This window comes from Methylobacterium sp. D54C (assembly GCF_053345595.1).
Genome location: NZ_JBKFAK010000004.1, coordinates 207,941 through 229,522, shown reverse-complemented (window position 1 = coordinate 229,522; position 21,582 = coordinate 207,941). Strand labels below are relative to the sequence as shown.

Annotated in this window: 23 protein-coding genes; 6 read left to right on the top strand and 17 right to left on the bottom strand. The window is 70.4% G+C overall.

All coding sequences use genetic code 11. The features are described from left to right. The first annotated feature begins 21 nt into the window (after positions 1-21). The 6 genes from ACLBYB_RS12385 (at position 22) to ACLBYB_RS12360 (ending at position 6,511) form a co-directional block, all read left to right on the top strand. Complete coding sequence (locus tag ACLBYB_RS12385; protein WP_447698941.1) at positions 22-1,377, top strand: MFS transporter; 1,356 nt, start codon at positions 22-24, stop codon at positions 1,375-1,377. Positions 1,378-1,403: 26 nt separating this feature from the next. Further along, on the top strand, positions 1,404-2,309 hold the full coding sequence (locus tag ACLBYB_RS12380) for an NAD(P)-dependent oxidoreductase (protein WP_447698940.1): 906 nt from the start codon (positions 1,404-1,406) through the stop codon (positions 2,307-2,309). Positions 2,310-2,318: 9 nt separating this feature from the next. Further along, positions 2,319-2,708 carry a cupin domain-containing protein gene (locus ACLBYB_RS12375; RefSeq protein WP_020093166.1) on the top strand — a complete coding sequence of 130 codons (390 nt, stop codon included), beginning with the start codon at positions 2,319-2,321 and terminating at the stop codon, positions 2,706-2,708. Next, positions 2,705-3,469 (top strand): carboxymuconolactone decarboxylase family protein, encoded by a 765-nt coding sequence (locus tag ACLBYB_RS12370; protein WP_020093167.1) that lies wholly within the window; start codon positions 2,705-2,707, stop codon positions 3,467-3,469. The genes ACLBYB_RS12375 and ACLBYB_RS12370 overlap by 4 nt, the downstream gene beginning before the upstream one ends. Before the next feature lie 85 nt (positions 3,470-3,554). After that, positions 3,555-4,247, top strand: a complete 693-nt coding sequence (locus ACLBYB_RS12365) for a GntR family transcriptional regulator (RefSeq protein WP_042672622.1) — start codon at positions 3,555-3,557, stop codon at positions 4,245-4,247. 224 nt (positions 4,248-4,471) lie between these two features. Then, on the top strand, positions 4,472-6,511 hold the full coding sequence (locus ACLBYB_RS12360) for a molybdopterin-containing oxidoreductase family protein (protein WP_447698939.1): 2,040 nt from the start codon (positions 4,472-4,474) through the stop codon (positions 6,509-6,511). A 46-nt stretch (positions 6,512-6,557) separates the two neighbouring features. Here the strand turns inward: ACLBYB_RS12360 and ACLBYB_RS12355 are convergent, their stop codons facing one another. From ACLBYB_RS12355 to ACLBYB_RS12275, 17 genes are all read right to left on the bottom strand, one after another. Further along, positions 6,558-7,331, bottom strand: a complete 774-nt coding sequence (locus ACLBYB_RS12355) for a ferredoxin--NADP reductase (protein ID WP_447692606.1) — start codon at positions 7,329-7,331, stop codon at positions 6,558-6,560. Positions 7,332-7,349: 18 nt separating this feature from the next. Then, on the bottom strand, positions 7,350-7,688 hold the full coding sequence (gene fdxA / locus ACLBYB_RS12350) for a ferredoxin FdxA (RefSeq protein ID WP_447698938.1): 339 nt from the start codon (positions 7,686-7,688) through the stop codon (positions 7,350-7,352). A gap of 23 nt (positions 7,689-7,711) precedes the next feature. Continuing rightward, complete coding sequence (locus tag ACLBYB_RS12345) at positions 7,712-8,572, bottom strand: ABC transporter ATP-binding protein (protein ID WP_091927943.1); 861 nt, start codon at positions 8,570-8,572, stop codon at positions 7,712-7,714. Between the two features lie 72 nt (positions 8,573-8,644). Continuing rightward, complete coding sequence (locus ACLBYB_RS12340; RefSeq protein ID WP_056530137.1) at positions 8,645-9,535, bottom strand: ABC transporter permease; 891 nt, start codon at positions 9,533-9,535, stop codon at positions 8,645-8,647. 6 nt (positions 9,536-9,541) lie between these two features. Further along, positions 9,542-10,966, bottom strand: a complete 1,425-nt coding sequence (locus ACLBYB_RS12335; RefSeq protein ID WP_244540034.1) for an ABC transporter substrate-binding protein — start codon at positions 10,964-10,966, stop codon at positions 9,542-9,544. A 164-nt stretch (positions 10,967-11,130) separates the two neighbouring features. Continuing rightward, the gene (locus ACLBYB_RS12330; protein ID WP_447698937.1) at positions 11,131-11,907 is read right to left on the bottom strand and encodes a Crp/Fnr family transcriptional regulator; all 777 of its coding nucleotides are present in this window, start codon (positions 11,905-11,907) and stop codon (positions 11,131-11,133) included. A gap of 164 nt (positions 11,908-12,071) precedes the next feature. Beyond that, complete coding sequence (locus tag ACLBYB_RS12325) at positions 12,072-13,037, bottom strand: HEAT repeat domain-containing protein (RefSeq protein ID WP_447698936.1); 966 nt, start codon at positions 13,035-13,037, stop codon at positions 12,072-12,074. 8 nt (positions 13,038-13,045) lie between these two features. Further along, positions 13,046-13,279: a 4Fe-4S dicluster domain-containing protein gene (locus ACLBYB_RS12320; protein ID WP_020095796.1), complete on the bottom strand. Its 234-nt coding sequence runs from the start codon at positions 13,277-13,279 to the stop codon at positions 13,046-13,048. Between the two features lie 26 nt (positions 13,280-13,305). Further along, positions 13,306-15,057, bottom strand: a complete 1,752-nt coding sequence (locus ACLBYB_RS12315; protein WP_447698935.1) for a fumarate reductase/succinate dehydrogenase flavoprotein subunit — start codon at positions 15,055-15,057, stop codon at positions 13,306-13,308. Positions 15,058-15,121: 64 nt separating this feature from the next. Further along, positions 15,122-15,493 carry a DUF971 domain-containing protein gene (locus tag ACLBYB_RS12310; RefSeq protein ID WP_447683857.1) on the bottom strand — a complete coding sequence of 124 codons (372 nt, stop codon included), beginning with the start codon at positions 15,491-15,493 and terminating at the stop codon, positions 15,122-15,124. 175 nt (positions 15,494-15,668) lie between these two features. Further along, on the bottom strand, positions 15,669-16,805 hold the full coding sequence (locus ACLBYB_RS12305; protein WP_447698934.1) for a M48 family metallopeptidase: 1,137 nt from the start codon (positions 16,803-16,805) through the stop codon (positions 15,669-15,671). A gap of 3 nt (positions 16,806-16,808) precedes the next feature. Beyond that, the gene (locus ACLBYB_RS12300; protein ID WP_447698933.1) at positions 16,809-18,101 is read right to left on the bottom strand and encodes a YjgN family protein; all 1,293 of its coding nucleotides are present in this window, start codon (positions 18,099-18,101) and stop codon (positions 16,809-16,811) included. A gap of 237 nt (positions 18,102-18,338) precedes the next feature. Further along, on the bottom strand, positions 18,339-19,628 hold the full coding sequence (locus ACLBYB_RS12295) for a cystathionine gamma-synthase family protein (protein WP_447698932.1): 1,290 nt from the start codon (positions 19,626-19,628) through the stop codon (positions 18,339-18,341). Positions 19,629-19,781: 153 nt separating this feature from the next. Continuing rightward, the gene (locus ACLBYB_RS12290; protein ID WP_447698931.1) at positions 19,782-20,102 is read right to left on the bottom strand and encodes a DUF6166 domain-containing protein; all 321 of its coding nucleotides are present in this window, start codon (positions 20,100-20,102) and stop codon (positions 19,782-19,784) included. Beyond that, on the bottom strand, positions 20,102-20,317 hold the full coding sequence (locus tag ACLBYB_RS12285; RefSeq protein ID WP_020095789.1) for a hypothetical protein: 216 nt from the start codon (positions 20,315-20,317) through the stop codon (positions 20,102-20,104). The genes ACLBYB_RS12290 and ACLBYB_RS12285 overlap by 1 nt, the downstream gene beginning before the upstream one ends. A 28-nt stretch (positions 20,318-20,345) precedes the next feature. Further along, positions 20,346-20,735: a hypothetical protein gene (locus tag ACLBYB_RS12280; RefSeq protein ID WP_020095788.1), complete on the bottom strand. Its 390-nt coding sequence runs from the start codon at positions 20,733-20,735 to the stop codon at positions 20,346-20,348. A 50-nt stretch (positions 20,736-20,785) separates the two neighbouring features. Then, positions 20,786-21,577, bottom strand: a complete 792-nt coding sequence (locus ACLBYB_RS12275) for a sterol desaturase family protein (protein ID WP_091682874.1) — start codon at positions 21,575-21,577, stop codon at positions 20,786-20,788. Between the last annotated feature and the right edge of the window lie 5 nt (positions 21,578-21,582).

The window sequence follows — 21,582 nt, the reverse complement described above, 5'->3', positions numbered from 1 at the left end:
ATGTCGGTCACGTCGGCAGCCTTGACAACGGAGACGGCGGGCGCGCGCCCGGCCGCGTCCCAGTCGATCGAGGAGAAGCGGAAGAGCGCCATCCGCGGCGCGTTCTTCTCCGAATACATCGACATGTTCGACATCTACCTGCCGGTGGTCGCGCTGGCGCCAGTAATGTTCATGTTCCAGCCGAAGAACCTGTCTCCCCAGGTGGAGACGGTGCTGGCCTCGCTGGTGTTCATCACAACCCTGCTCGGCCGCCCGATCGGCGCGCTCATCTTCGGCCTGATCGCCGACAAGGTCGGCCGCCGGGCCGCCTCGATCTACTCGGTGGCGGGCTTCGGCGTGATCACGCTGCTGATCGGCCTGCTGCCCGGCTACGAGACGCTCGGCCTCGCCTCGTACATCCTGCTGGTGCTGCTGCGCTTCCTCGACGGCATCTTCCTCGGCGGCGGCTACACCGGGGCGATGCCGCTCGCCATCGAGTATTCCAAGAAGGACAAGCGCGGCTTCGTCGGCGGCCTGATCATCGCGGGCTTCCCGGCCGCCTATGTCAGCATCAACCTCATCACGATGCTGATGTTCTACCTGTTCCCGCTCGACGGGCCCGGGTCGCCCTACACAATCTGGGGCTGGCGCATCCCCTTCATCGTCGGCGCGGCGCTCGCCGGCCTGCTCGCGCTCTACTACGTCCACAAGGTCTCGGAATCGGAGGTCTGGAAGAAGGAGGCCGCCGCCGGGGCAGAACAGGCCGAGGCATCGCCCATGGCGGGCCTGTTCTCCGGGAAGGGCGGGCGCGACCTCCTGCAGGTCCTGCTGCTGATGACCGGCTTCTGGACGACGCAGAACATCATCACGATCTACATGCCGACCGGTTTGCTGGTGAAGACCCTGCACCTCAACGGCTTCGCGCTGACCGCGACGCTGATGATCTGCTACACGATCCTGTTCTTCAGCTACATCGGCTCCGGCCTCCTCGGGCAGCTCATCGGCCGCCGGCGGTTCTTCGTGATCGTCGGCCCGCTGATCGCGACGGTGGGCGCGTACATCCTCTACACGCTGACCGTCACGCCCGAGATGGCGTTCGGCACCCGCGTGCTGCTGGTCAGCCTCCTGGCGGTGATCGTGACCTCGCCCTGGGGCGTCATCGTCACCTACATCAACGAGCGCTTCGCCACGGATGTCCGCGCCACCGGCTTCGGCATCGGCTTCAGCCTCTCGGTGGTGATCCCGTCCTTCTACGCCTTCTACATGGACTGGCTGAGCGCGCTGATGCCGCTCGCGCTGACGCCCGTGGCCCTGCTCATCGTCGGCGGCCTGATCGGCACCGTGGGCGCGCTCATCGGGCCGGAGACCAAGGACGTCGATTTCGGCACCGGCCACTGAGCCGGACGCCGCGCGGAGGACGCAGCATGAACGGGAACCGGATCGGCTTCATCGGGCTCGGCAACATGGGCGGCCGCATGACGCGCCGCCTGACCGGCGCGGGGATCGATGTGGTCGGCTTCGACACCGACCGGGAGGCCGCCGCGCGCTGGGGCGCGACGGATGCGGGCTCGATCGCCGCGGTCGTCGGTGAGACGGACGTGGTCCTGATGTCCCTGCCCGACAGCAAGGTGGTCGAGCGTGTCGTGCTCGGCGCGGGCGGGGTCCTCGCGGGCTGCCGGGACGGGCAGATCGTCGTCGACCTCAGCACGGCCTCGGCCAGCTCGACGCGCCGCATCGCCGCGGCGCTGGCCGAGCGCGGCGTCGCCTACGTCGACGCGGGCATCTCCGGGGGCGCCGCCGCGGCCGAGAAAGGCACGCTGACCTTGATGGTCGGCGGTAATCCCGCCGTCATCGACCGGCTGGACTGGGTGTTCGCGCCGATCGCCCAGAAGGTCGTCGTGATGGGCGGATCGGGGGCCGGCCACACGACCAAGCTGCTCAACAACTTCCTGAACGCGGTCAGCCTCGCCGCCACCGCGGAGGTCATGGTCGCGGGCCGGAAGGCCGGGCTCGACCTGCACCGGCTCCTGGAGGTGCTGAACGCCTCCAGCGGCGTCAACTTCGCGACGCTGAACCGTTTCCCGAAGATCGTCGACGGCGACTACCTGGAAGGCGGCCTGACCGGCAAGCTGATGACCAAGGACGTCGTGCTCTACACCGATCTCCTGCACGAACTCGGCGTCGCCTCCCTCAACGCGTCCGGCCCGATGGCGAGCTTCGGCCTCGCCACGGCGCTCGGCTACGGCGACGTCATCTCCAACCGCGTCGTCGACGCCATCGGCGACGTCTCCGGCGGTGTCCGGCTCCACGGCAACCGACACGAGAACTGAGAGGATACGATGCAGATCTTCCACGGCCGCGAGAACAGCGCGAAGTCCGAGAGCCGCGGGCCGACCTTCACCGGGCAGGTCTGGGCCGATCCGGTGATGCCGTCGACGGGCGGCGTGATGATCAACAACGTCTTCTTCACGCCCGGCGCGCGGACCTTCTGGCACGCGCACGCGCAGGGCCAGATCCTGCAGGTCACCGCCGGCAAGGGCTGGATCTGCGTCGCGGGCCAGCAGGCGCAGCCGATCCGCGCGGGCGACACCGTCTGGATCCCCGCGGACGAGCGGCACTGGCACGGCGCGGCCGCCGACAGCTACCTGCTCCACACGGCGATTTCGCTCGGCAAGACCGACTGGCAGGACGAGGTGGTCGAGGCCGATTACGCCGGAGCCACGGCATGACCGGGCCCGCGCCGAGCCCGGAGAGCCTCCGGCACACCGTGCAGGGCGAGCTCGGTTACTGGGACGCGGAGCAGGCGGCCCTCGCCGAGCTGGCCCCGGGCTTCCTCGACGCCTGGGCCCGACTGGCGATGGTCCCCGTGCGCAAGAACCATCTCGGCGCCAAGGACCGCGCCCTGATCGCGCTCTCGGCCGCGACGGCCGCGACCCACCTCTACGCGCCCGGGACGCGCCGCCAGATCCGCAACGCCCTCGATGCGGGCGCGACGGCCGAGGAGATCACGGAGGTGCTCGCGCTCACGGCGACCCTCGGCATCCACGCCTGCAACATCGGCGTGCCGCTGCTGCTGGAGGTGCTGGAGGAGGCCGGGCAGCGGAGCGGCCCCGCGCCGCTGACGCCGCGGCAGGAGCAGCTGAAATCCGACTTCACCCGCGACCGGGGCTACTGGCACGCGTTCTGGGACGGTCTCCTCGAACTCGATCCCGACCTGTTCGAGGGCTACCTCGACTTCTCGGCCTGGCCCTGGCGCCACGGCGTGCTCACGCCGAAGATGAAGGAGTTTGTCTACTGCGCCTTCGACGCGGCGGCGACGCACCTCTACGTGCCGGGCCTGAAGATGCACATGAAGAACGCCCTCGGTTACGGGGCGACCAAGGAGGAGCTGATGGAAGTCCTCGAGATTGTCAGCCTGATCGGAATGCACGGCGCGGAACTGGCCGCGCCGATCCTGCGCGACGAACTGGCCGCGCGGGGCCGGGGCTGACCGACGCGCGCCGGGGCACGCCTTGCCACCCGAGGCTGCGCCATGCCACCGCTTCGGCTCGCCAATGATCCCCGAATCCCCAGCGATGAACAAGATCAGGGCCATCCAGCCGGACACGCTCCGGCAAAAGGTCGAGGACGCCGTCCGCGAGGCGATCACGTCGGGCGTCTACGCCCCCGGCGAGCGGCTGATCGAGCGCGAGCTGTGCGAGGGGCTCGGCGTCAGCCGCGCCTCCGTGCGCGAGGCCCTGCGCCGGCTCGAGGCCGAGAAGCTCGTCCACACGGTGCCGCATCGCGGCCCGGTCGTGGCCTCGATCTCGGTGGAGGAGGCGCGTCAGCTCTACGCGCTGCGGGCCGTGCTGGAGGGCTACGCGGCGCACGAATTCGCCACCCAGGCCACGGACGCGGCGATCGCCGAGTTCGGACGCGCAGCCGGCGATCTGCGCGAGGCTGCCGGCAGCGGCGACACGGACCGCGTCCTGCGCGCCAAGGGCGTCCTGTACGACGTGATGCTCAGCCATTGCGGGAACGATCTGGTCCGCGAGACCCTTCGCGGCTTCTACTCGCGGATCAACCTGCTGCGCGCGACATCGCTGATGCATCCCGAGCGGCTGCCGCACAGCCTCGCCGAGATCGACGCCCTCGTCGCGGCCTTCCGGGCCCGGGACGCCGCGAAGGCCGAGCAGCTGGCCCGCCTCCACGTCACCAACGCGTGCGCGGTCGCCCTCAAGCAGCTCGCGTTCCGCATCGCGCAGACGTCCCTCGACGCGGTGAGCTGAGCGCGCGGTCCGCGGGCGCGCAGACCCTGCGCGGGGGAGGGCGGCGAGGTCGCCTCCGCGGCGACGCCCGTGGCCGAGGCGGTCCAGATGATCGATGCCGTGTCGGTGATGTCGCGCGCCCTGCGCCGAGCGACCGGCGGCGACACGCCTTGCGATCCCCCGGCGGAAGGCCCAGAACCGCACGGTCCTTGCTTCCCCATGCTGGCGCCACGGGAGTTCGTCGCTTGGTCCGGACCGTCTGCCCGCACGATTGCCCCTCCGCCTGCAGCCTCGACGTTGAAGTCGCGGACGGGCGCGTCGTCTCGGTCCGGGGCGGCGACAACCCCTACACGGCCGGGGTGATCTGCGCGAAGGTCAGCCGCTACGGCGAGCGCGTCCACCACCCGGACCGGATCCTCCACCCCATGGAGCGCGTCGGGCCGAAGGGCGGCGGGGCGTGGCGCCGGATCTCCTGGGACGCGGCGCTCGACCGGCTGGCCGCGGCCTTCTCCGAGACGGCGGACCGTTGGGGGCCGGAGGCGGTCTGGCCGTACAACTCGGGCGGCACCATGGGCCTCGTCCAGCGCGACGGCATCCACCGGCTGACCCACGTGATGGGCTACTCGCGGCGCAAGCGCACCATCTGCACGGCGGTGGCGATCGCGGGCTGGAGCGCCGGGGTCGGCCGGATCGCCGGGCCGGATCCGCGCGAGATGGCGCTGTCCGACCTGATCGTGGTCTGGGGCGGCAACCCGGTCAGCACGCAGGTCAACGCGATGACCCACATCAGCCGCGCCCGCAAGACGCGCGGCGCCAAGCTGGTGGTGATCGATCCGTACCGCACCGGGACCGCGGCGGCGGCCGACCTCCACCTCGCGCCCCGGCCCGGGACCGACGGGGCGCTGGCCTGCGCGGTGCTCCACGTCCTGTTCCGCGACGGCCACGCGGACCGGGCCTATCTCGCCGCGCACGCACAGGACACGGCCGCGCTGGAGGCGCATCTGGCGTCGCGCACGCCCGAATGGGCGGCGGCGATCACCGGCCTGGAGCCCGCCGCGATCGAGGCCTTCGCGGCCCTCTACGGCAACACGCCGCGCAGCTACATCCGCTGCGGTTTCGGCTTCACCCGGAGCCGCAACGGCGCGGTGAACCTGCACGCGGTGACCTGCCTGCCGACCGTCACCGGCGCGTGGCAGCACCCGGGCGGCGGCGCCCTCTGGCAGCACGCCGCGATCTTCAACTGGGACAAGACCCTGACGGAGGGTCTCGACGCCCGGGCGCCGGGCGTGCGCGAGCTCGACATGAGCCGGATCGGCGCCGTGCTCGCCGACGATCCCGACGCCCTGCAGGGCGGGCCCCCGGTCCGCGCCATGCTGATCCAGTCGGCCAATCCCGCGGTCTCCGCGCCCGACAGCGCCCGGGTGCGCGCCGGGCTCGCGCGGCCGGACGTGTTCGTGGCCGTGCACGAGCAATTCCTGACCGAGACGGCCGCGCTCGCCGACCTCGTGCTGCCGGCCACCACCTTCCTGGAGCACGACGACATCTACGGGGCCGGCGGCCACAGCCACATCCAGGCCGGCCCGGCGATCCTGGAGGCGCCGGGCGCGTGCCGGTCGAACCACGCGCTCCTCTCGGCGCTCGCCGCCCGGCTCGGCGCGGACCACGCGGGCTTCCGCCTGAGCGCCCGGGACCTCGCCGACGCGACCCTGTCACGCTCCGGCTGGGGCGGCCTCGACAGGCTGGAGGCGGAGGGCTGGATCGACGCGCAGCCGGACTTTGCCGAGAGCCACTTCCTGAACGGGTTCGGCCATCCCGACGGGCGCTTCCGCTTCGCGCCCGACTGGGCGTCACTGGGCCCGCGCGCGGCCGGGATGCCGTCCCTGCCGGATCACTGGCCGGAGGCCGAGCCCGCCGACGCGGAGCACCCGTTCCGCATGATCGCCCCGCCGGCCCGCCAGTTCCTCAACGCGACCTTCACCAACGTGCCCGAGTCGCTCCGCCGCGAGGGGCGGCCGACCTGCCTGATCCACCCCGCGGACGGCGACCGGCTCGGGATCGGCACGGGCGACGCCGTCGAGGTCGGCAACGCCCGCGGCCGGGTCCGGCTGCACGCGCGGCTGGCCGAGGGGCAGCAGCCGGGCGTCGTCGTGGTCGAGAGCCTGTGGCCGAGCGCGGCCTTCATCGGCGGGGGCAGCGGGATCAACGCGCTGATCGGGTCCGCACCGGCCGCGCCCAACGACGGCGCCGCCTTCCACGACACCGCGGTCTGGGTTCGCGCAGCCTGAATTCCGGACCGCACCGGGCTGAGGCCGAACGGCCTGCGCGGGTGCGCTATTTCTCGACGAAGGCCTTCTCGATGACGTAGTGGGCGGCCTCGCCGTGGTTGCCCTCCTCGTAGCCGCGCGAGGACAGGAGCTCGCGGGTGTCGCGGATCATGTCGGGGCTGCCGCAGAGCATGAAGCGGTCGTTCTCGATCGCCATCGGCGGCAGGCCGATATCCTCGAACAGCTTGCCCGAGACCATCAGGTCGGTGATCCGGCCGCGGTTGCGGAACGGCTCGCGGGTCACGGTCGGGTAGTAGACCAGCTGGCTCGAGATCATCTCGCCCAGGAACTCGTGGCGCGGCAGCGTCTCGGTGATGGTCTCGCCGTAGGCGAGTTCCTGCACCTGCCGGCAGCCGTGGACCAGCACGACCTTCTCGAACCGGTCGTAGGCCTCGGGATCCTTGATGATCGACAGGAACGGCGCCAGCCCGGTGCCGGTGCCCAGCAGGTACAGGTTGCGGCCCGGCAGCAGGTTGTCGAGCACCAGCGTGCCGGTGGGCTTCTTGCCGACGATGATCGGATCGCCGACCTTCAGGTGCTGCAGCTTCGAGGTCAGCGGGCCGTCCTGGACCTTGATCGAGAAGAACTCCAGCTCCTCTTCGTAGTTGGCCGAGACCACCGAGTAGGCGCGCAGCAGCGGCCGGCCCTCGACCTCCAGGCCGATCATGGTGAACTCGCCGTTGCGGAACCGGAACGCCGGATCCCGCGTCGTGCGGAACGAGAACAGGTTGTCGGTCCAGTGGTGGACCGACAGAACGCGCTCCTCGTAGAACTTGCTCATCGACGGATCAGTCCTCGCTCAGGCGGACGCCGGGTCGGCAGTCCCGAACAGGTCGAGCAGCTTGCCGCTGCGGCCGTCCCACGCCGCGGCGTCGTCGGCCGGCTCGGTCCTCTCGGTGATGTTGGGCCAGAGATCGGCGTACTTGGCGTTGAAGGTCTTCCAGCCCGCCATCTCCGGTTCGGTGTCGGCCCTGATGGCATCGGCCGGGCATTCGGGCTCGCAGACGCCGCAATCGATGCACTCGTCCGGTTTGATCACCAGCATGGTCTCGCCGACGTAGAAGCAGTCGACCGGGCAGACCTCGACGCAGTCGGTGTACTTGCAGCGGATGCAGTTCTCGGTGACGACATAGGTCATGACTTCGCACCTCGGCGCAGGGGTCAGAGCAGCGCGGGGAGATCCTGGCCCTCGAGATCGATCGCCAGTCCCTTCATCGCCTCGGCGCTGACCTCGCCGCCCATCGCGCGGAGGCTCTCCTCGCGGATCAGCGACATCAGCCCCCGGCGCAGGCCCAGGAACTCGGACGACAGGGTCAGGGCCGGCTGGCGCGGGCGGGGGAGGGGCACCACGACCTCGGCCTTGATGCTCCCGGGACGCGCGGTCATCACGTAGACGCGGTCGGAGAGGAAGATCGCCTCGTCGATGTCATGGGTCACGAACAGCACCGAGATCTTCAGGCGCTGCCACATGTTGGTGAGGATCTGCTGCATGATCAGCCGCGTCTGCGCGTCGAGGGCGCCGAACGGCTCGTCGAGCAGCAGGATGCGCGGGCCGGTGGCGAGCGCGCGCACGATGCCGACACGCTGCTTCATCCCGCCGGACAATCGGTCCGGATAGTGGTTCTCGAACGCCGTGAGGCCGGCGAGGCCGAGCAGCGTCCGCGCCTGACGCTCGCGCTCGCTGCGCCGGACGCCCTTCATCTTCAGGCCGAACTCGACGTTCTCGCGCACCGTCTTCCAGGGAAACAGTGAGTATTGCTGGAAGATCATGCCGCGATCCGCGCTCGGTCCCGCGATCGCCTCGCCGTCGACGGTGACCCGCCCGGACGACGGCTTGAGGAAGCCGGCCAGCGCGTTGAGCAGCGTCGACTTCCCGCAGCCCGAGGGCCCGATGATCGACACGAACTCGCCGGGATGGACGGTGAGCGAGGCGTTCGAGACGGCCTCGACGGACCCCTCCATCGTCTCGTAGCGCAGGCAGAAGTCGCTGACCTCGATCAGGCCCCGGCTCGATTCGGCCATGGCAAGCTCCCGATTGGTGACGCGCGTGGAGGACCGGTCCGGCGAGGACCGCGCCGGGCGGCGGGCGGAGGCCTAGCGGGCCGCGGACCAGGGCATGACGAGGCGGCCCACGAGACGGATCGCGAAGCTGGAGCCGAGGCCGAGCAGCCCGATCGTGATCATGCCGAGGGCGATGTCCGGGTACTGGACCAGCGAGTAGGCTTCCCAGGTGAAGTAGCCGATGCCGAACTGGCCGGAGATCATCTCGGCGGCGATCAGCGAGACCCAGGCCACGCCCATTCCGACCGTCAGCCCGGTGAAGATCTGCGGCAGCGAGGCCGGCAGGTAGACTTCGCGGAACACCGCCGCCTCGCGGGCGCCGAGGCAGCGTGCGGCCCGCACCAGGACCGGGTCGACCTGGACCATGCCCTGGAGGGTGTTGATCAGGATCGGGAAGAACGAGCCCAGGAAGGTGATGAAGACGATCGAGCCCTCGTTGGTCGGCCACAGCATGATCGCCATCGGCACCCAGGCGATCGCCGGGATCGGCCGCAGCACCTCGCAGATCGGGAAGGCGATCTCGCGCAGGAGGCGGTAGCGCCCCATGAGGAGCCCGAGCGGCACGGCGACGCCGCCGGCCAGGAGAAATCCGAAGAGGATCCGGCGGCAGGAGATGAGCACGTGGTCGCCGAAGTTCGGGCTGCGCAGGGCGATCGCCGCGCGGTCCACGACGTCCATCGGCGTCGGGATGTTCAGGAACCGCACGTAGAGGGTCACGCGGTTCGCGGTCAGATACTGCCAGAGCGCGACGAACAGGATCAGGGAGGTGAGCCCGATCAGCGCGGCTCGGAACGCGCCGTGATGCAGCCGCAGCCAGCGGCGGACGCGGCCGGTCGCGGGGCGGGTGGACGCGGCCGGCGGCGGGAGGGGCGCCGCCCGCGGCGGGCGCGACTCGGCGGCGGGCCGGAGAGCGACAGCTTCCATGCGGTTCTAGCCTCCCGTCACAGCGGCCTTCAGGGCCTCGTCGTAGGGCATCACCGTGCCGCCGCCCCGCGCCGCGGCCTCGGCGTCCTGCTTCAGCAGGAACGGCGCGATGCCGCCCTTGCCGTCGACGACGTAGAAGGCCTCCCGGGCGAACAGCTTGATGCCGCGGGCCGTGTCGAAGACGTAGGCGACGTCGACGGCCTGCCCCTTGGACTTCATCTCGTTCAGCGCGCCGAGCGTGCAGGCCGCGCTCGCGTAGGGCTGGATCGCCCCGCCCTTCACCCAGATCTCGCCGGCCTTGCGCGGCTCGGTGACGGGCCTCTTGCAGTACGTGTCCTCGCCGCGCACCTCGTAATTGGCGGTGCTCGCGCGCTGCTGCGCGTAGTCCAGGCCGCGCTCGGCGAAGACCTTGCGCAGCGGCCCGTCGTCGACCCACGGACCGACGTCGAACGTCTTGATCCGGTCGAGCCGCTGCAGGACCTTGACGTCCTCGCGGGCGGCCTCGACCAGCTGCGGCTTGATCGTGGGATCGACGGTCATGATCCCGCCGGGCCCGAGGAAGATGTAGACCACCTCCTTGTCGGTGCCGGTCCAGGCCGCGATCTGCTCGGCGGCGCGCTTCGGATCGGCCTTGACCCAGGCGTCGGCGTCGAGGACGGCCTTCAGGTAGGCCTCGACGATCTCGGGGTAGCGGTCGGCGAAGTCGGAGCGCACGACCACGCCGTGCCAAGTCGGGAGGTTGGTCTCGACGCCATCGAACACTTTGCGCGCGAAGCCGCGGAACGGCAGAAGCTCGGCGAAGGGGACGAAATCCGCGTGCGCGTCGATCTTCCGCTCCTGGAGATTGGTCGAGCCGACCTCCGGGCTCTGGCTGACCAGGCGGAAATAGGTGGCCGGATAGCCCTTGTCCTGCAACGCCTTCAGGACCATCCCGTGGGCCGCCGACCCGAAGGGCACGCTGACGACCTTGTCTTTCAGATCCTCGAACGAGAAGTATTCGGAAGCCTTGTTGACCACGATCCCGTTGCCGGATCCGTGGAGATTGTAGGCGGCGACCGCGATCAGCCGCGATTGGCTCTCGGGATTGTTCTGGAACGTCGCACCGTTGACGACGAGCGGGTAATCGCCCATCGCGCCGAACTGCAGCTTCCCGGCCATCATGCCGTTCGTGACCGGCGGCCCGGACGTGAAGTTCTGCCAGTCGAGCTGGATGGTCGTGCCGGCGTACTTGCCGGTCTTGGGCAGGTACTTCTCCAGCAGCTTAAGCTGGCGGATCACCACGCCGACCGTCGCGGTGTTGGTCGTCGTGTCCTGCGTGCCGATGCCGACGGTGAGGGTCTCGGCGCGGGCTGGTGCCCCGATCCCGGCGCCCGCCAGCGCGAGGAGCGCGAGAGCGGAGACCGATCTGAGCCCGGGGAATCGTCCAGTCATCGCCCGCTCCAACATTCCGGCCCGATGTCGCGAAGACATCGACGGCATGATCGGGCGCTGCGGCGCGTCCGATCAAATGCCGAGGACGCCTGCGGGTCGATTAGTTGCGCAAAAAAGTCGAGCGGTTCCGGATGTGCTGCGGTTTTGTGCGGGACGCTCGCGTTTTAGGCGCATTCCTCGCCGCCGCGCATCGCCGCCAGGATGTCGGGACGCAGGACGACGATCTGCGTGCGCCGCGCGACGAGGACGCCCTGCTCCGAGAGCCGCTTCAGGCTGATCGTCACCCATTGCCGTGTGGCGCCGACCATGTGGGCGAGGTCGGCGTGCGTGAAGGTCGCCGCGATCACCGTCCCGTCCTCCTCCGCGACGCCGTAGAGGTCGCATAGGTGCAGGAGCAGGTGGGCGAGGCGCTCGGTGATCGAGCGGGTCCCGAGCATCTGGGCCAGGGTCGAGTAGCAGCGGCCCTTGAAGGTCAGGCCGTCGATCACCCCGATCGCGAGGGTCGGGATCTGCGTCACGAGCTGCCGGAGCGCCTTGGCCGGTAGGTGCAGCACGCTGGAATTGCTCGCCGCCATGCCCGACCATTTGTGGAGGCCGGCGCCGAACACGTCGGGACCGCCGACGAAGTTGCCGGGGTACCAGTAGGCCAGCGTGATCTCGCGACCGGACGGCGCGGCGTAGAAGACCCGGATGCGGCCGCTCTCGACGATCCAGATCCCGTCGTTGGGCGTCTCCTGCGTGAACAGGGTCGCGCCGCGGTAGAGCACGCGGCGCCGGCCCTTCTCCAGCACGAGGGCGACCTCGCGCTCGGTCAGCCCGTCGAGGAGAGGGCGCTGCCCGGTTCCGGCCTTGGGCGCGGCCTCGGACAGCAGGAGGGCGCTCGCCTGGGTCTGGAGCCCCGCCGGGGCCTGAGACGGGCGTATCGGCGCCGTGGTCTGCATTGCCGCCTCCAGCATCCTACCTGCCGCGGCGCAGCAAACCCTGTACCAGCTCTAAACTGGCCGCCGGCACCGGCAGCGTCTGGATATCGCGGAGCCGAGCGAACGTGAAGCGGCGCCGCATCCGGAGGATGCGGCGCCGCGACGAGCCGAGACGGCCGGATCGATCAGGGGCGTCCCTGACAGCGTCCGATCGCCCACTGGATGAGCTTGCGCACGTCGGGATCGGGATCGTTGGCGGCCGCCTCAAGGGCCGAGAGGCCCCGCGGGTCGGCGATCTCGCCGAGGGCTGCGGCCGCCTCCTTGCGCAGGTTGCTGACCTCCGAGGTCAGCGCCCGGCCCAGGATCTCGACGGCCGCCGGCGCCCGGATCCGGCCCAGGGCATTGGCCGCCTTGGTGCGGACCTGCCAGACGGGATCGTCCATCACGGCGATCAGGGGCGCCGTCGCCTCGGGCAGCCGGATCTTGGCGCAGGAGACGGCCGCCTCCTCGCGAACCTGCCAGTGCTCGTCGGACAGGCCGGCGATCAGCGTGCCGATACCCGGACCGCCGGGGCGCAGGAAGACCAGCGCCGCCATCGTGGCGCGCCGGACCGTCGGGGCGGGATCGCCCGCGGTGGCGATCAGCGCCGGCAGCGCCTCCTCGGCCTTGAGGTAGCCGATGACGCCGAGACCTTCGCGGCGCACCTCCGGGGACGGGCTCTGGAGCGCCTTCAGCGCGGCCGACAGGGCGTCCGGCAGGACGAGCTCGCGCAGGGCCCGCAGGGCAGAGGCCTGCACGAACGGGTCGGTGTGCGCGGCGCGCTCGATCAGGAGCGGCCCGCAGGCCGGCTCCTTCTTCTCGGCCAGGGTATCGGCGGCGGTGCGGCGCACGGCCTCGTCGTCGTCCTCCAGGGACCGCACGAGGCCCTCGACGACGTCCGCGCCGTCGTGCTCGTCCAGCGCCTTGGCCGCCGCGGCGCGGACGGCCGCGTCCGGATCGCCGAGGCCCTTGAGGAGCAGGACCTTCGCCGCGGGGCCGACGGCCTCGGCGAGCTCCATCATCGCGACGCGCCGGACGCCGGCGTCGGCACTCGCGCAGCGCTCGGCCACATCGTCGAGATCGTCGTCGAAGGAATCGAACACGGGGCTCATGGTCGGCCTCAGCGCAGCAGGTAGGGAATGTTGACCTTGACCGCGTTCGTCGGGCAGTCGACCTCGCAGGGCATGCAGTACCAGCACTCGTCGTACTTCATGTAGGCCTTCTGCCGGGTCTCATCGATCGCGAGGATGTCGAGCGGGCAGACGTCGACGCAGACGCGGCAGCCCTTCTCGGCGATGCACTTGGCGTCGTCGATGACGACCGCGGCGCTGCTGGCCTGATTGATGATCGGCATGGATCGATCTCCGGTACGGGGCGGGATTACTCGGCGGCGGCCGGCGTCTTGATGCGGAGCTGGTGGTAGGCGCCCATCTCCTCGGCGGCGACCGGCACGATGAACGGGTCGACGGCGCGCTTCGCGTGGGCCATCCGGCCCTGGCCGTCCTTGAACAGGACCGTGTGGCAGGCCCACTCGGCGTCGTTCGTCTCGGGATAGTCGACGCGCAGGTGGTAGAAGCCCCAACGGCTCTCGGTGCGGTAGAGCGAGGCCGCCGCCGCCATGTCGGCGCAGTCGAGGATCGTCTGCATCTCGAGCGCCCGGTGCAGCTCGTGCGGGTCGCGGGCGCAGAGCAGGTCGAGGTCCTCGCGGATCTCGGCGAAGCGGCGCTGGCCGAGCTCCATCTTCGCCGTCACCTTCGGCGGCTCGAGATAGTCGTTCACCAAGCGGCGGGTCTTGAACTCCATCTCGTGCGGGGTGAGCCCGTCGACGCGCCGGGTCGGCGCCAGGACCCGTTCGCGCTCGACCGCGATGTCCGCCGGGTCATGGTCGGCGACGGCGTTGGCCGTGCAGTAGGCGGCGGCGTCGGCCCCGGCGATGCCGCCGTTCACGAAGGCGCCCAGCATGTAATTGTGCGGCACGCTCGCCATGTCGCCGACCGCGTAGAGGCCGGGGACCGTCGTGCGCGCGAACTCGTCGACGAAGACGCCCGAGGCCGAGTGGCCCGAGCAGAAGCCGATCTCGGAGATGTGCATCTCCACGGGACGCTGGCGGTAATTGGTGCCGCGCCGCTCGTGGAAGCGTCCGCGGGAGGGGCGCTCGTTCGAGTGCAGGATCGTCTCGATCTCGGAGATCGTCTCCTCGCGCAGATGGTCCATCTTGAGGAAGACCGGGCCGTTGCCGCCCTGCAGCTCGCGCCAGAACTCGAGCATCATCTGACCGGACCAGTAATCGCACTCGATGAAGCGCTCGCCGCGATTGTTGGCCGTGTATCCGCCGAACGGGCCGGTGACGTAGGCGCAGGACGGGCCGTTATAGTCCTTGATCAGCGGGTTGATCTGGTAGCACTCGAGGTTCGCGAGCTGCGCGCCCGCGTGGTAGGCCATCGCGTAGCCGTCGCCGCAATTCGCCGCGTTCTCGTAGGTCCCGAACAGGTACCCGGAGGCCGGCAGGCCGAGGCGGCCGGCGGCCCCGCAGGCGAGGATCACCGCCTTGGCCTTCACCACCAGGAACTCGGAGGTGCGGGTGTTGACGCCGATCGCTCCGGCGATGCGCCCGTCCGCGCCCTTGAGCAGGCGCGTCGCCATGTACCGGTTGGTCACGCCGACCTGGAGGCGGCGGAGTTGCCGGTAGAGGACCTTCTTGACGTTGTGCCCTTCCGGCATCGGCAGCACGTAGGTCCCCATGTGGTGGACCTTGCGCATGTTGTACTCGCCGGAGCCGTCCTTCTCGAATTTGACCCCGAGCTTGTCGAGGTACTGGATCATCGGGAACGACCCCTGCGCGTAGGCCATCACCGCCTTCTGATTGACGATGCCGTCGTTGGCGACGGTGATCTCCTTCACGTACTGCTCGGGGGTGGCGTAGCCCGGGACGACGGCGTTGTTCAGCCCGTCCATGCCCATGCTGATCGCGCCCGAGCGCTTGACGTTGGCCTTCTCCATCAGGACGACCCGGAGCTTCGGATCGGCCTCCTTGGCCTTGATCGCGGCCATCGGACCGCCGGTGCCGCCGCCGATCACCAGGATGTCGGTCTCGATAATCTCGGTCTTCGTCGCGGATTCGAACGCGTTCATGGCAAGATCTCGCGTCAGGTCAGGGGCGGGGCGTGTGGGATCGCCGGAGGATCGGATCGCGCGGTCAGGCGGCCTGCGCGGCGTCGGGCGGGCCGTCGACGGCCTCGGCCACGAGGGCGCGCAGGTAGGACCAGGGGAAGATCCCGCGGGCGTGGCCGTCGGAGAACGCGATGTGGACGGCGTAGCCGCCCATCGGTTCGACCCGCGCGACCGCGATGTCGGCGGCGGCCTGAGGAAAGCGTCGCTCGACCCGGTCACGGGTGCACCACGCGCAGCGGCAGCGCAGCCGCAGCCGCTCCGCCGACAGCGTCGCGGTCAGCCCGTCGCGCCATTGCAACCGGAGGCCGGTCCCGCCGCGCGCGAGGGTGGCGGCCTCCGGGATGGCCTCGGGATCGAACGGGGGCGGGTTCGGAACCCCGGTCGCGTGGTGTGCCATCCGCTCCTCCTCTGTGCCGGCGTCACAGAAGCCGAGGGGCGGGCGATCCGACAGCAATTAGTTGCTCAGAATCTCAGTCAGGCCGCCGGCCGCGGCGACACCGACCGGCTCGGAGACCGGAGCCGGGCCGTCCGCCGCGGCTGCCCGCGGACAGCGACCGCCCGGTGATCCGGACCTACGGCTCGGTCGTCTTCGTCTCGGGCCCGCAGATGCCCCTGAGTGCCGTCCAGGCGGCGCCGGACAGGATCTGGCGTTCGGCCGCCCCAGAGCCCGCCTGGGCGCGGATCGCGGCGGCGCGCTCGCGCGTGAAGGGATGGCTGCGCAGCAGGTCCAGCACGTCGCTCTTCCCGTCGTGCTTGTCCTTGGCGATGCGCTCGAGGATGTCGGCGAGCGCCGCGCCGTTGCCGCCCGCGCGGGTCATGAGGTCGACCGCGTAGGCGTCCGCCGCCCGCTCGGTGTCGCGGCTGTAGCCGGCCGAGAGCACCGCGTCGCCCAGCGCGATGATGATGGTCGAGCCGGTCAGGTCCCCCAGGACGAGACTCAACAGGAACGAGGTGCCCGACGCCCGGATGAGGGAGCGGGTCGGATCGCGTCGGCGGACGTGGCCGAGCTCGTGCGCCAGGACCGCCGCAGCCTCGTCGGCCGAGCGCGCCCGCGCGATGAGGCTCGAGAGCACGATCACGCGGGCGCCCGGCAGGGCGAAGGCGTTGGCCGTGCCGTGCCGGCGCACGCTCACGGCCACCTCGGGAGGCAGCGAGCCCTCCGCCCGACCGGCCGCGACGAGGCGGGCCACGAGCGTGTCGAGCGCCGCGCGGCCGGCCGGTTCCGCGCAGGCCGGCGGGTCGCCGAGGAAGCGCAGGACCTGCGGTTCCGCCACCGCCCCGAGCCGCGACTCGGCCGCGTCCGGCACCAGCGGGGCCAGCAGCCCGGCGATCTGCGGGACGCCGAAGACCGCCACGAGCAGGACCGAGAGACCGGTCGCGAGAGACCAGAGCACGAGCCGCACCGTGCCGCCCGAGCGCTCCCGGCGATGGAGGTCCGGGCAGCGCGCCGCGAGCGCGGCGGCGAGCGTCGCGTCCGAGAACTCCACGCGGACCGGCTCGCCGGCCGGACCGATCCGCATCAGCGGCGGCACGGACACGGCGGCGCGCAGGTCGAGCAGGTTCCAGTCCTGGGCGATTCCGGGCCCGGAGACGCGGAAGCGGTCGTCGAGGCGCAGCGCGACGGGATGTGCCCGCGCGCTGACGCCGTCGAAGTAGCGGCCCTCGACCTCGATCGGCGTCGCGTCGATCGCCTCGGAAGCGCAGGTCAAGCGTCAGAAGCCGATCTGGAGCGCGCCTCCGACGTCGAGCGCGTCGGCGAGGCCCTCCTGCAGCCCGCTGCCGGCACCGCGGGACGAGGCGAGGACGGCATCCAGGGCTTCGGGATCCGTCACGCTCGTGCTCGTCGCGACCGCCGCCCACAGGCGGGCCTGCACCACGCGCACGTAGAGCACCGCGAACAGCGGCGCGCCGACCAGGTAGATGAGGACGACGAGCCAGTGGAGCATGCTGAGATCGCCCGCCGCCCGTGCGGCGAAGATCAGCAGAGCCGCGACGAGGCCCAGCACGACGAGGAAGCCCAGGAGCGACAGCATGTAGACGATGTACGGCCAGTAGAACTGCCGCGCCTTCAGGCTCGAGATGAGGCGGGCATGACCGAGGCTGGCGGCCCCCATGAACGCCCGCGTCTCGCGGGCGCGGTAGTACGGGAGCAGGAGCAGTGCCGCGGGCACGCAGATGGCGGCCACGAAGCCCATCGCCTGGAGGAGAATGCCGATCTTCGAGGCCGCGTAGGCGGGGTTGAGGATCGTCTGGCCGGCCTTGCCGCCGGGCTTCGGTACCAGGAGGTCCGTGGGCAGCGAGAAATCCGTCGCGACCAGGAGGGCGATGCCGAGCCCGATCAGCGGCCCCAGCCCGATTACGTACAGCAACAGCCAGGGGCCGAGCACGCTGCGTCCCCGCGCCGTCGAGTGCATCCGGCTGATCCCGACCAGGGTGTGGTCGATGCGGTAGCGTTCCAGGCTCGCCCGCATGAACGGGAAGGCAAGGCCGAAGGTGACGAGCGTGAGCAGCCACCAGCCGCCCGCGCGGGCCGCGTAGGCGAGGCCCGAGCCGTCCTGCCCGAGGCGGATGCCGCGCCAGAGCGTCCGCATCGCGCGGTAGCGGCGCCCGCGGTAGATCGCGAATTGTCCCAGCAGGAACAGGAACACGAAGGAGATCACCACCGAGAACGGGGCGAGCGCGGGCGCGACGAGCGAGAGCGCGAACAGCGCGACGTAGATCGGCACGAGGATCGCGAGCGCGACGAGGAAGCCGAGGAACAGTTCCTTGCCCGTGCCGGTATACTCGGCGGGCGAGCCGTCGAGCGCGGTGCGCTCCCAGAAGAAGCGGCGCAGATTGGTGACGTACCAGAATCTGTAGATGCCGAAGGTCACGATCGAGAGCAGAAAGCCCTTCAGCGCCAGCCAGGTGAGACCTTTCACCCGCGGGTCGAAGGTTACGGCGGCCACGCGCGTGCCCGGAGCGCCGCTCCGCGTGTCGAACTGGGTGCCGGGTGCCAAATTCATGGGTCCGTCGATCGTCCCGCCGCGTTTCGCGGCCAGACACTAGGAAGGAAGGCCTGCGCTGACCAGTTCCGTGCGGCCGCAATTCTGACCCGTCCCCGCAATGTCGTGCAGCGACTGTTCGAAATGCGGGGCGTCGTTAACGCGCGGTCTCCGGTTGCCGGACACGCGTTGCCGGGCGATGCGACCGAGCCGCCTCGACGGGGTGCGCACCGCGCCCGGCCGCCGTTCGGCGCGTCCCTAGCCCAGGACCGACAGAGCGGCCGCGAGGTCGGCGACCAGATCGTCCGGGTGCTCGATCCCGATCGACACCCGGATGGTCGCGTCCGTGATCCCGAGCCTGTCGCGCACCGCCTTCGGCACGCCGGAATGGGTCGTGGAGGCCGGGTGGCTGGCGAGGGACTCGGTTCCGCCCAGGCTGACGGCGAGCTTGAACAGCTGGAGGCCGTTGAGAACCCGGAACGCCTCGGCCTCGCCTCCGACGATGTCGAACGAGAACGTCGAGCCCGGGGCCGCGCACTGCTTGGCGTAGATCTGCGCCTGCCGCGATCCCGGCTCGAGATGCGCGAGGTGGTGGAGCCGCGCCACCTTCGGGTGCGCCGCCAGCATCCGGCCGACGATCTCGCCGTTGCGGTTGGCCGCGCTCATCCGCAGCGACAGGGTCTCGAGCGAGCGCCCGAGCATCCAGCAGGAATGCGGGTCGAGCCCGGTGCCGATCGCCGAGCGCAGAAGCCGCACCGGCTTCATCCGCGCCGCCGTGCCGAGGGCGGCGCCGGCGATCAGGTCCGAGTGGCCGCCGACATACTTCGTCAGGGAGTAGACCGAGATGTCGGCGCCCTCGCGCAGCGGGTGCTGGAAGAGGGGCCCGAGCAGGGTGTTGTCACAGACGACGACCGGCGCCTCGCCGCCCTGCCGGGCGCCGATCTCCTCGGCGACCGCCCGGACGAGGCCGAGGTCGACGAGGGTGTTGAGCGGGTTCGAGGGGGTCTCGACCATGACGACGCTGACGCGTCCCGCGCCCGCCGCGCGGTCGGCCGCGGCGCGCACGCTCGCCGGATCGGTGCCGTCGGAGAATCCGAACGGCGCGATGCCGAACCCGGCCAGGGTCTTGGCGATCAGGGTCTCGGTGCCGCCGTACAGGGGTTGCGAGTGCAGGATCGCGTCGCCGGGCCGCGCGAAGGCCAGGATCGTGGTGGCGATCGCCGACATGCCGGAGGAGAAGACCAGCGCGGCCTCGGCCTCCTCGAAGACGGCCAGCCGGTCCTCGACGATCTCGCTGTTCGGGTGATTGAAGCGCGAGTAGACCAGCCCCGCCGCCTCGCCGACCGGCGGTTCGCGCCGTCCCGAGACGTAGTCGAAGAAGGCTTTGCCGTGCTCGGCCGAGGTGAAGACGAAGGTCGATGTCAGGAAGACCGGCGGCTTCACCGCGCCCTCGGACAGGGCCGGGTCGTAGCCGTAACCGAGCATCAGCGTCTCGGGACGGAGCGGGCGGTTGCCGAGCGCCCTCCGGTGGTAGCGGTCGTCGGACATGCTGGCCTCGCTCCGACAGGCCCCAGCCCGGGGCTGGGCAGCCCGGTTGCGCTCTGACTCCGGGATTCCGGACGCGGGAGCATGGCACAGGCAGGGCCGCTACGGAACGCCGCCGCGGTCCCGACGCGCCGCGGCGGAGGGCGGCCTCGGGTCTCAGCCGGACCGCGCCGCGCCGCCCGAATCCAGGCGCTCCAGGACGCGGGCGACGTCGGCCGTCGTCATCTCCCACTCGTTCTGGAAGTTGGCCACGACGCCGCGCATGAAGCGCGATTGCAGGCGCTCCGCCTCCGCCGCGTCGCCGAGATGATCCACCAGGATCGCGTAGGCGAGCTGCGAGGGCTCGGGACCCTCGTAGCTCCACTCGAAGCCGTTCCGGGAGTAGCACTTGGCCTCCGCCCGATCCGGCAGCGGCGCCCCGTTCACCGTGACGACGATCCCGTCGATCGTCCGGTCCCCGGCATAGACCTTGTCCATCACCGCGCCTCCCGGATCCGGTGGCGCGGGGTGCGGCCGTCGGAGCGGTTGCGCATCACCTCGGGGAAGATCCAGAGGCTGACCACCATGAACGGGCCGAGGAAGGCCACGGCCCAGCGCGGCCCGGTCTGGCCGAGATGGCCCATGTAGAACCAGCCGGCGAGCGCCGCGAGCGCGACGGCGACCGACAGGCCGAACTTGATCGGAAACGGCATCGGATCCCTCCCGGATCGCGCGTGCGGGTCAGAGGACGAAGACGGTGCCGACCTGCTGCAGCAGGCCGAGGGCGCCGCAGAGGGCGGCGAGCACGATCGCCAGGCCCGCGACGCCGTCGCGCCAGCGCTGGGGCCAGACGTTGAACAGGCCGGGCGCGAACAGGATGGCGAAGCCGCCCACGATCACGAGGCTCGACCAGCGGAGTTCGGCGGCTCCGTAGGCGAGCATCCCGCCGGTCAGCGCCGCGAGCAGGAGGACGTTGGCCGCGATCAGCGCGAGGCCGAGGGGGCGCGCCCTCAGGTCGGGGCGGGTCTCCAGCGGGAACATCCCGGCCAGCACGTAGAAGCCGGTGCAGGCGACCCCGGCGAAGAGGGCGAACCACGCGAGCGCGGCGACGTTCGGTTCGATCATGTCCATGGCGGCGTTCCGGGCTGCTCGTCAGTCTAGGCGGCGGGTTGCGCGGCGGGTCACTCGGCGGCCTGCATGGCCCGGGGCTCGGGGGCACCGGGCGTGCGCGCGGTCTTGCGCATGTCGGTCTTCACGTGGCGCGTGTCGTAGCCGTTGAAGAGCGTCCCGATGAGACCGCGGTTCAGGTCCGAGGTGCCGAACAGCCAGTCCATGATCGGGAAGGTCAGGTTCATATTCCGCTCCATCATGATCGATTGGTCGTGATGGGCCGTGTGGTGCCGCCGGTTCGTGTTGATGAACGGCATGTTGCGGACGAACCAGTTCTCCTCGACGTGGCAGCAGAAGTGCATGAACTCGTAGATCATGTAGATGCTGGTCGTCGTGGTGATGAACAGCCACCCGACATTGGGCGTGAAGATGTTGCCGAGCACGACGGCGCCGGGGATCGACATCAGCGTGAACGTCGCCAGCGCGTAGGGCGGGAAGAACGTCACCCGGTAGTCCCGGTGGTCGGCGAAGCGCATCTCGTGGTCGGTGAAGAACTGGTGATGCTGCAGCGTGTGCCGATTGTAGACGGCCCGCCCGATCGGATTGCTCTGCGGCCGGTGCATCACGTAGCGGTGGAGCCACCACTCGAAGAAATTGCAGAACAGGAACACGACCGGGACCGTCGCGAGCTCGATCCAGCTCGGCGCGTGGATGTTCGAGACGTAGATGTACAGGGCCGTCAGGCCGATCGTGTAGATGATCGCGATGTGCAGGACGCCGTTGTACCAGCCGGCCACGCGCTGGCGGTAATTGGCGCGGTAGTTCCGCTGCCGCTCGCTCATGCGGGTGTTGGCGAGTTCCATGGTGC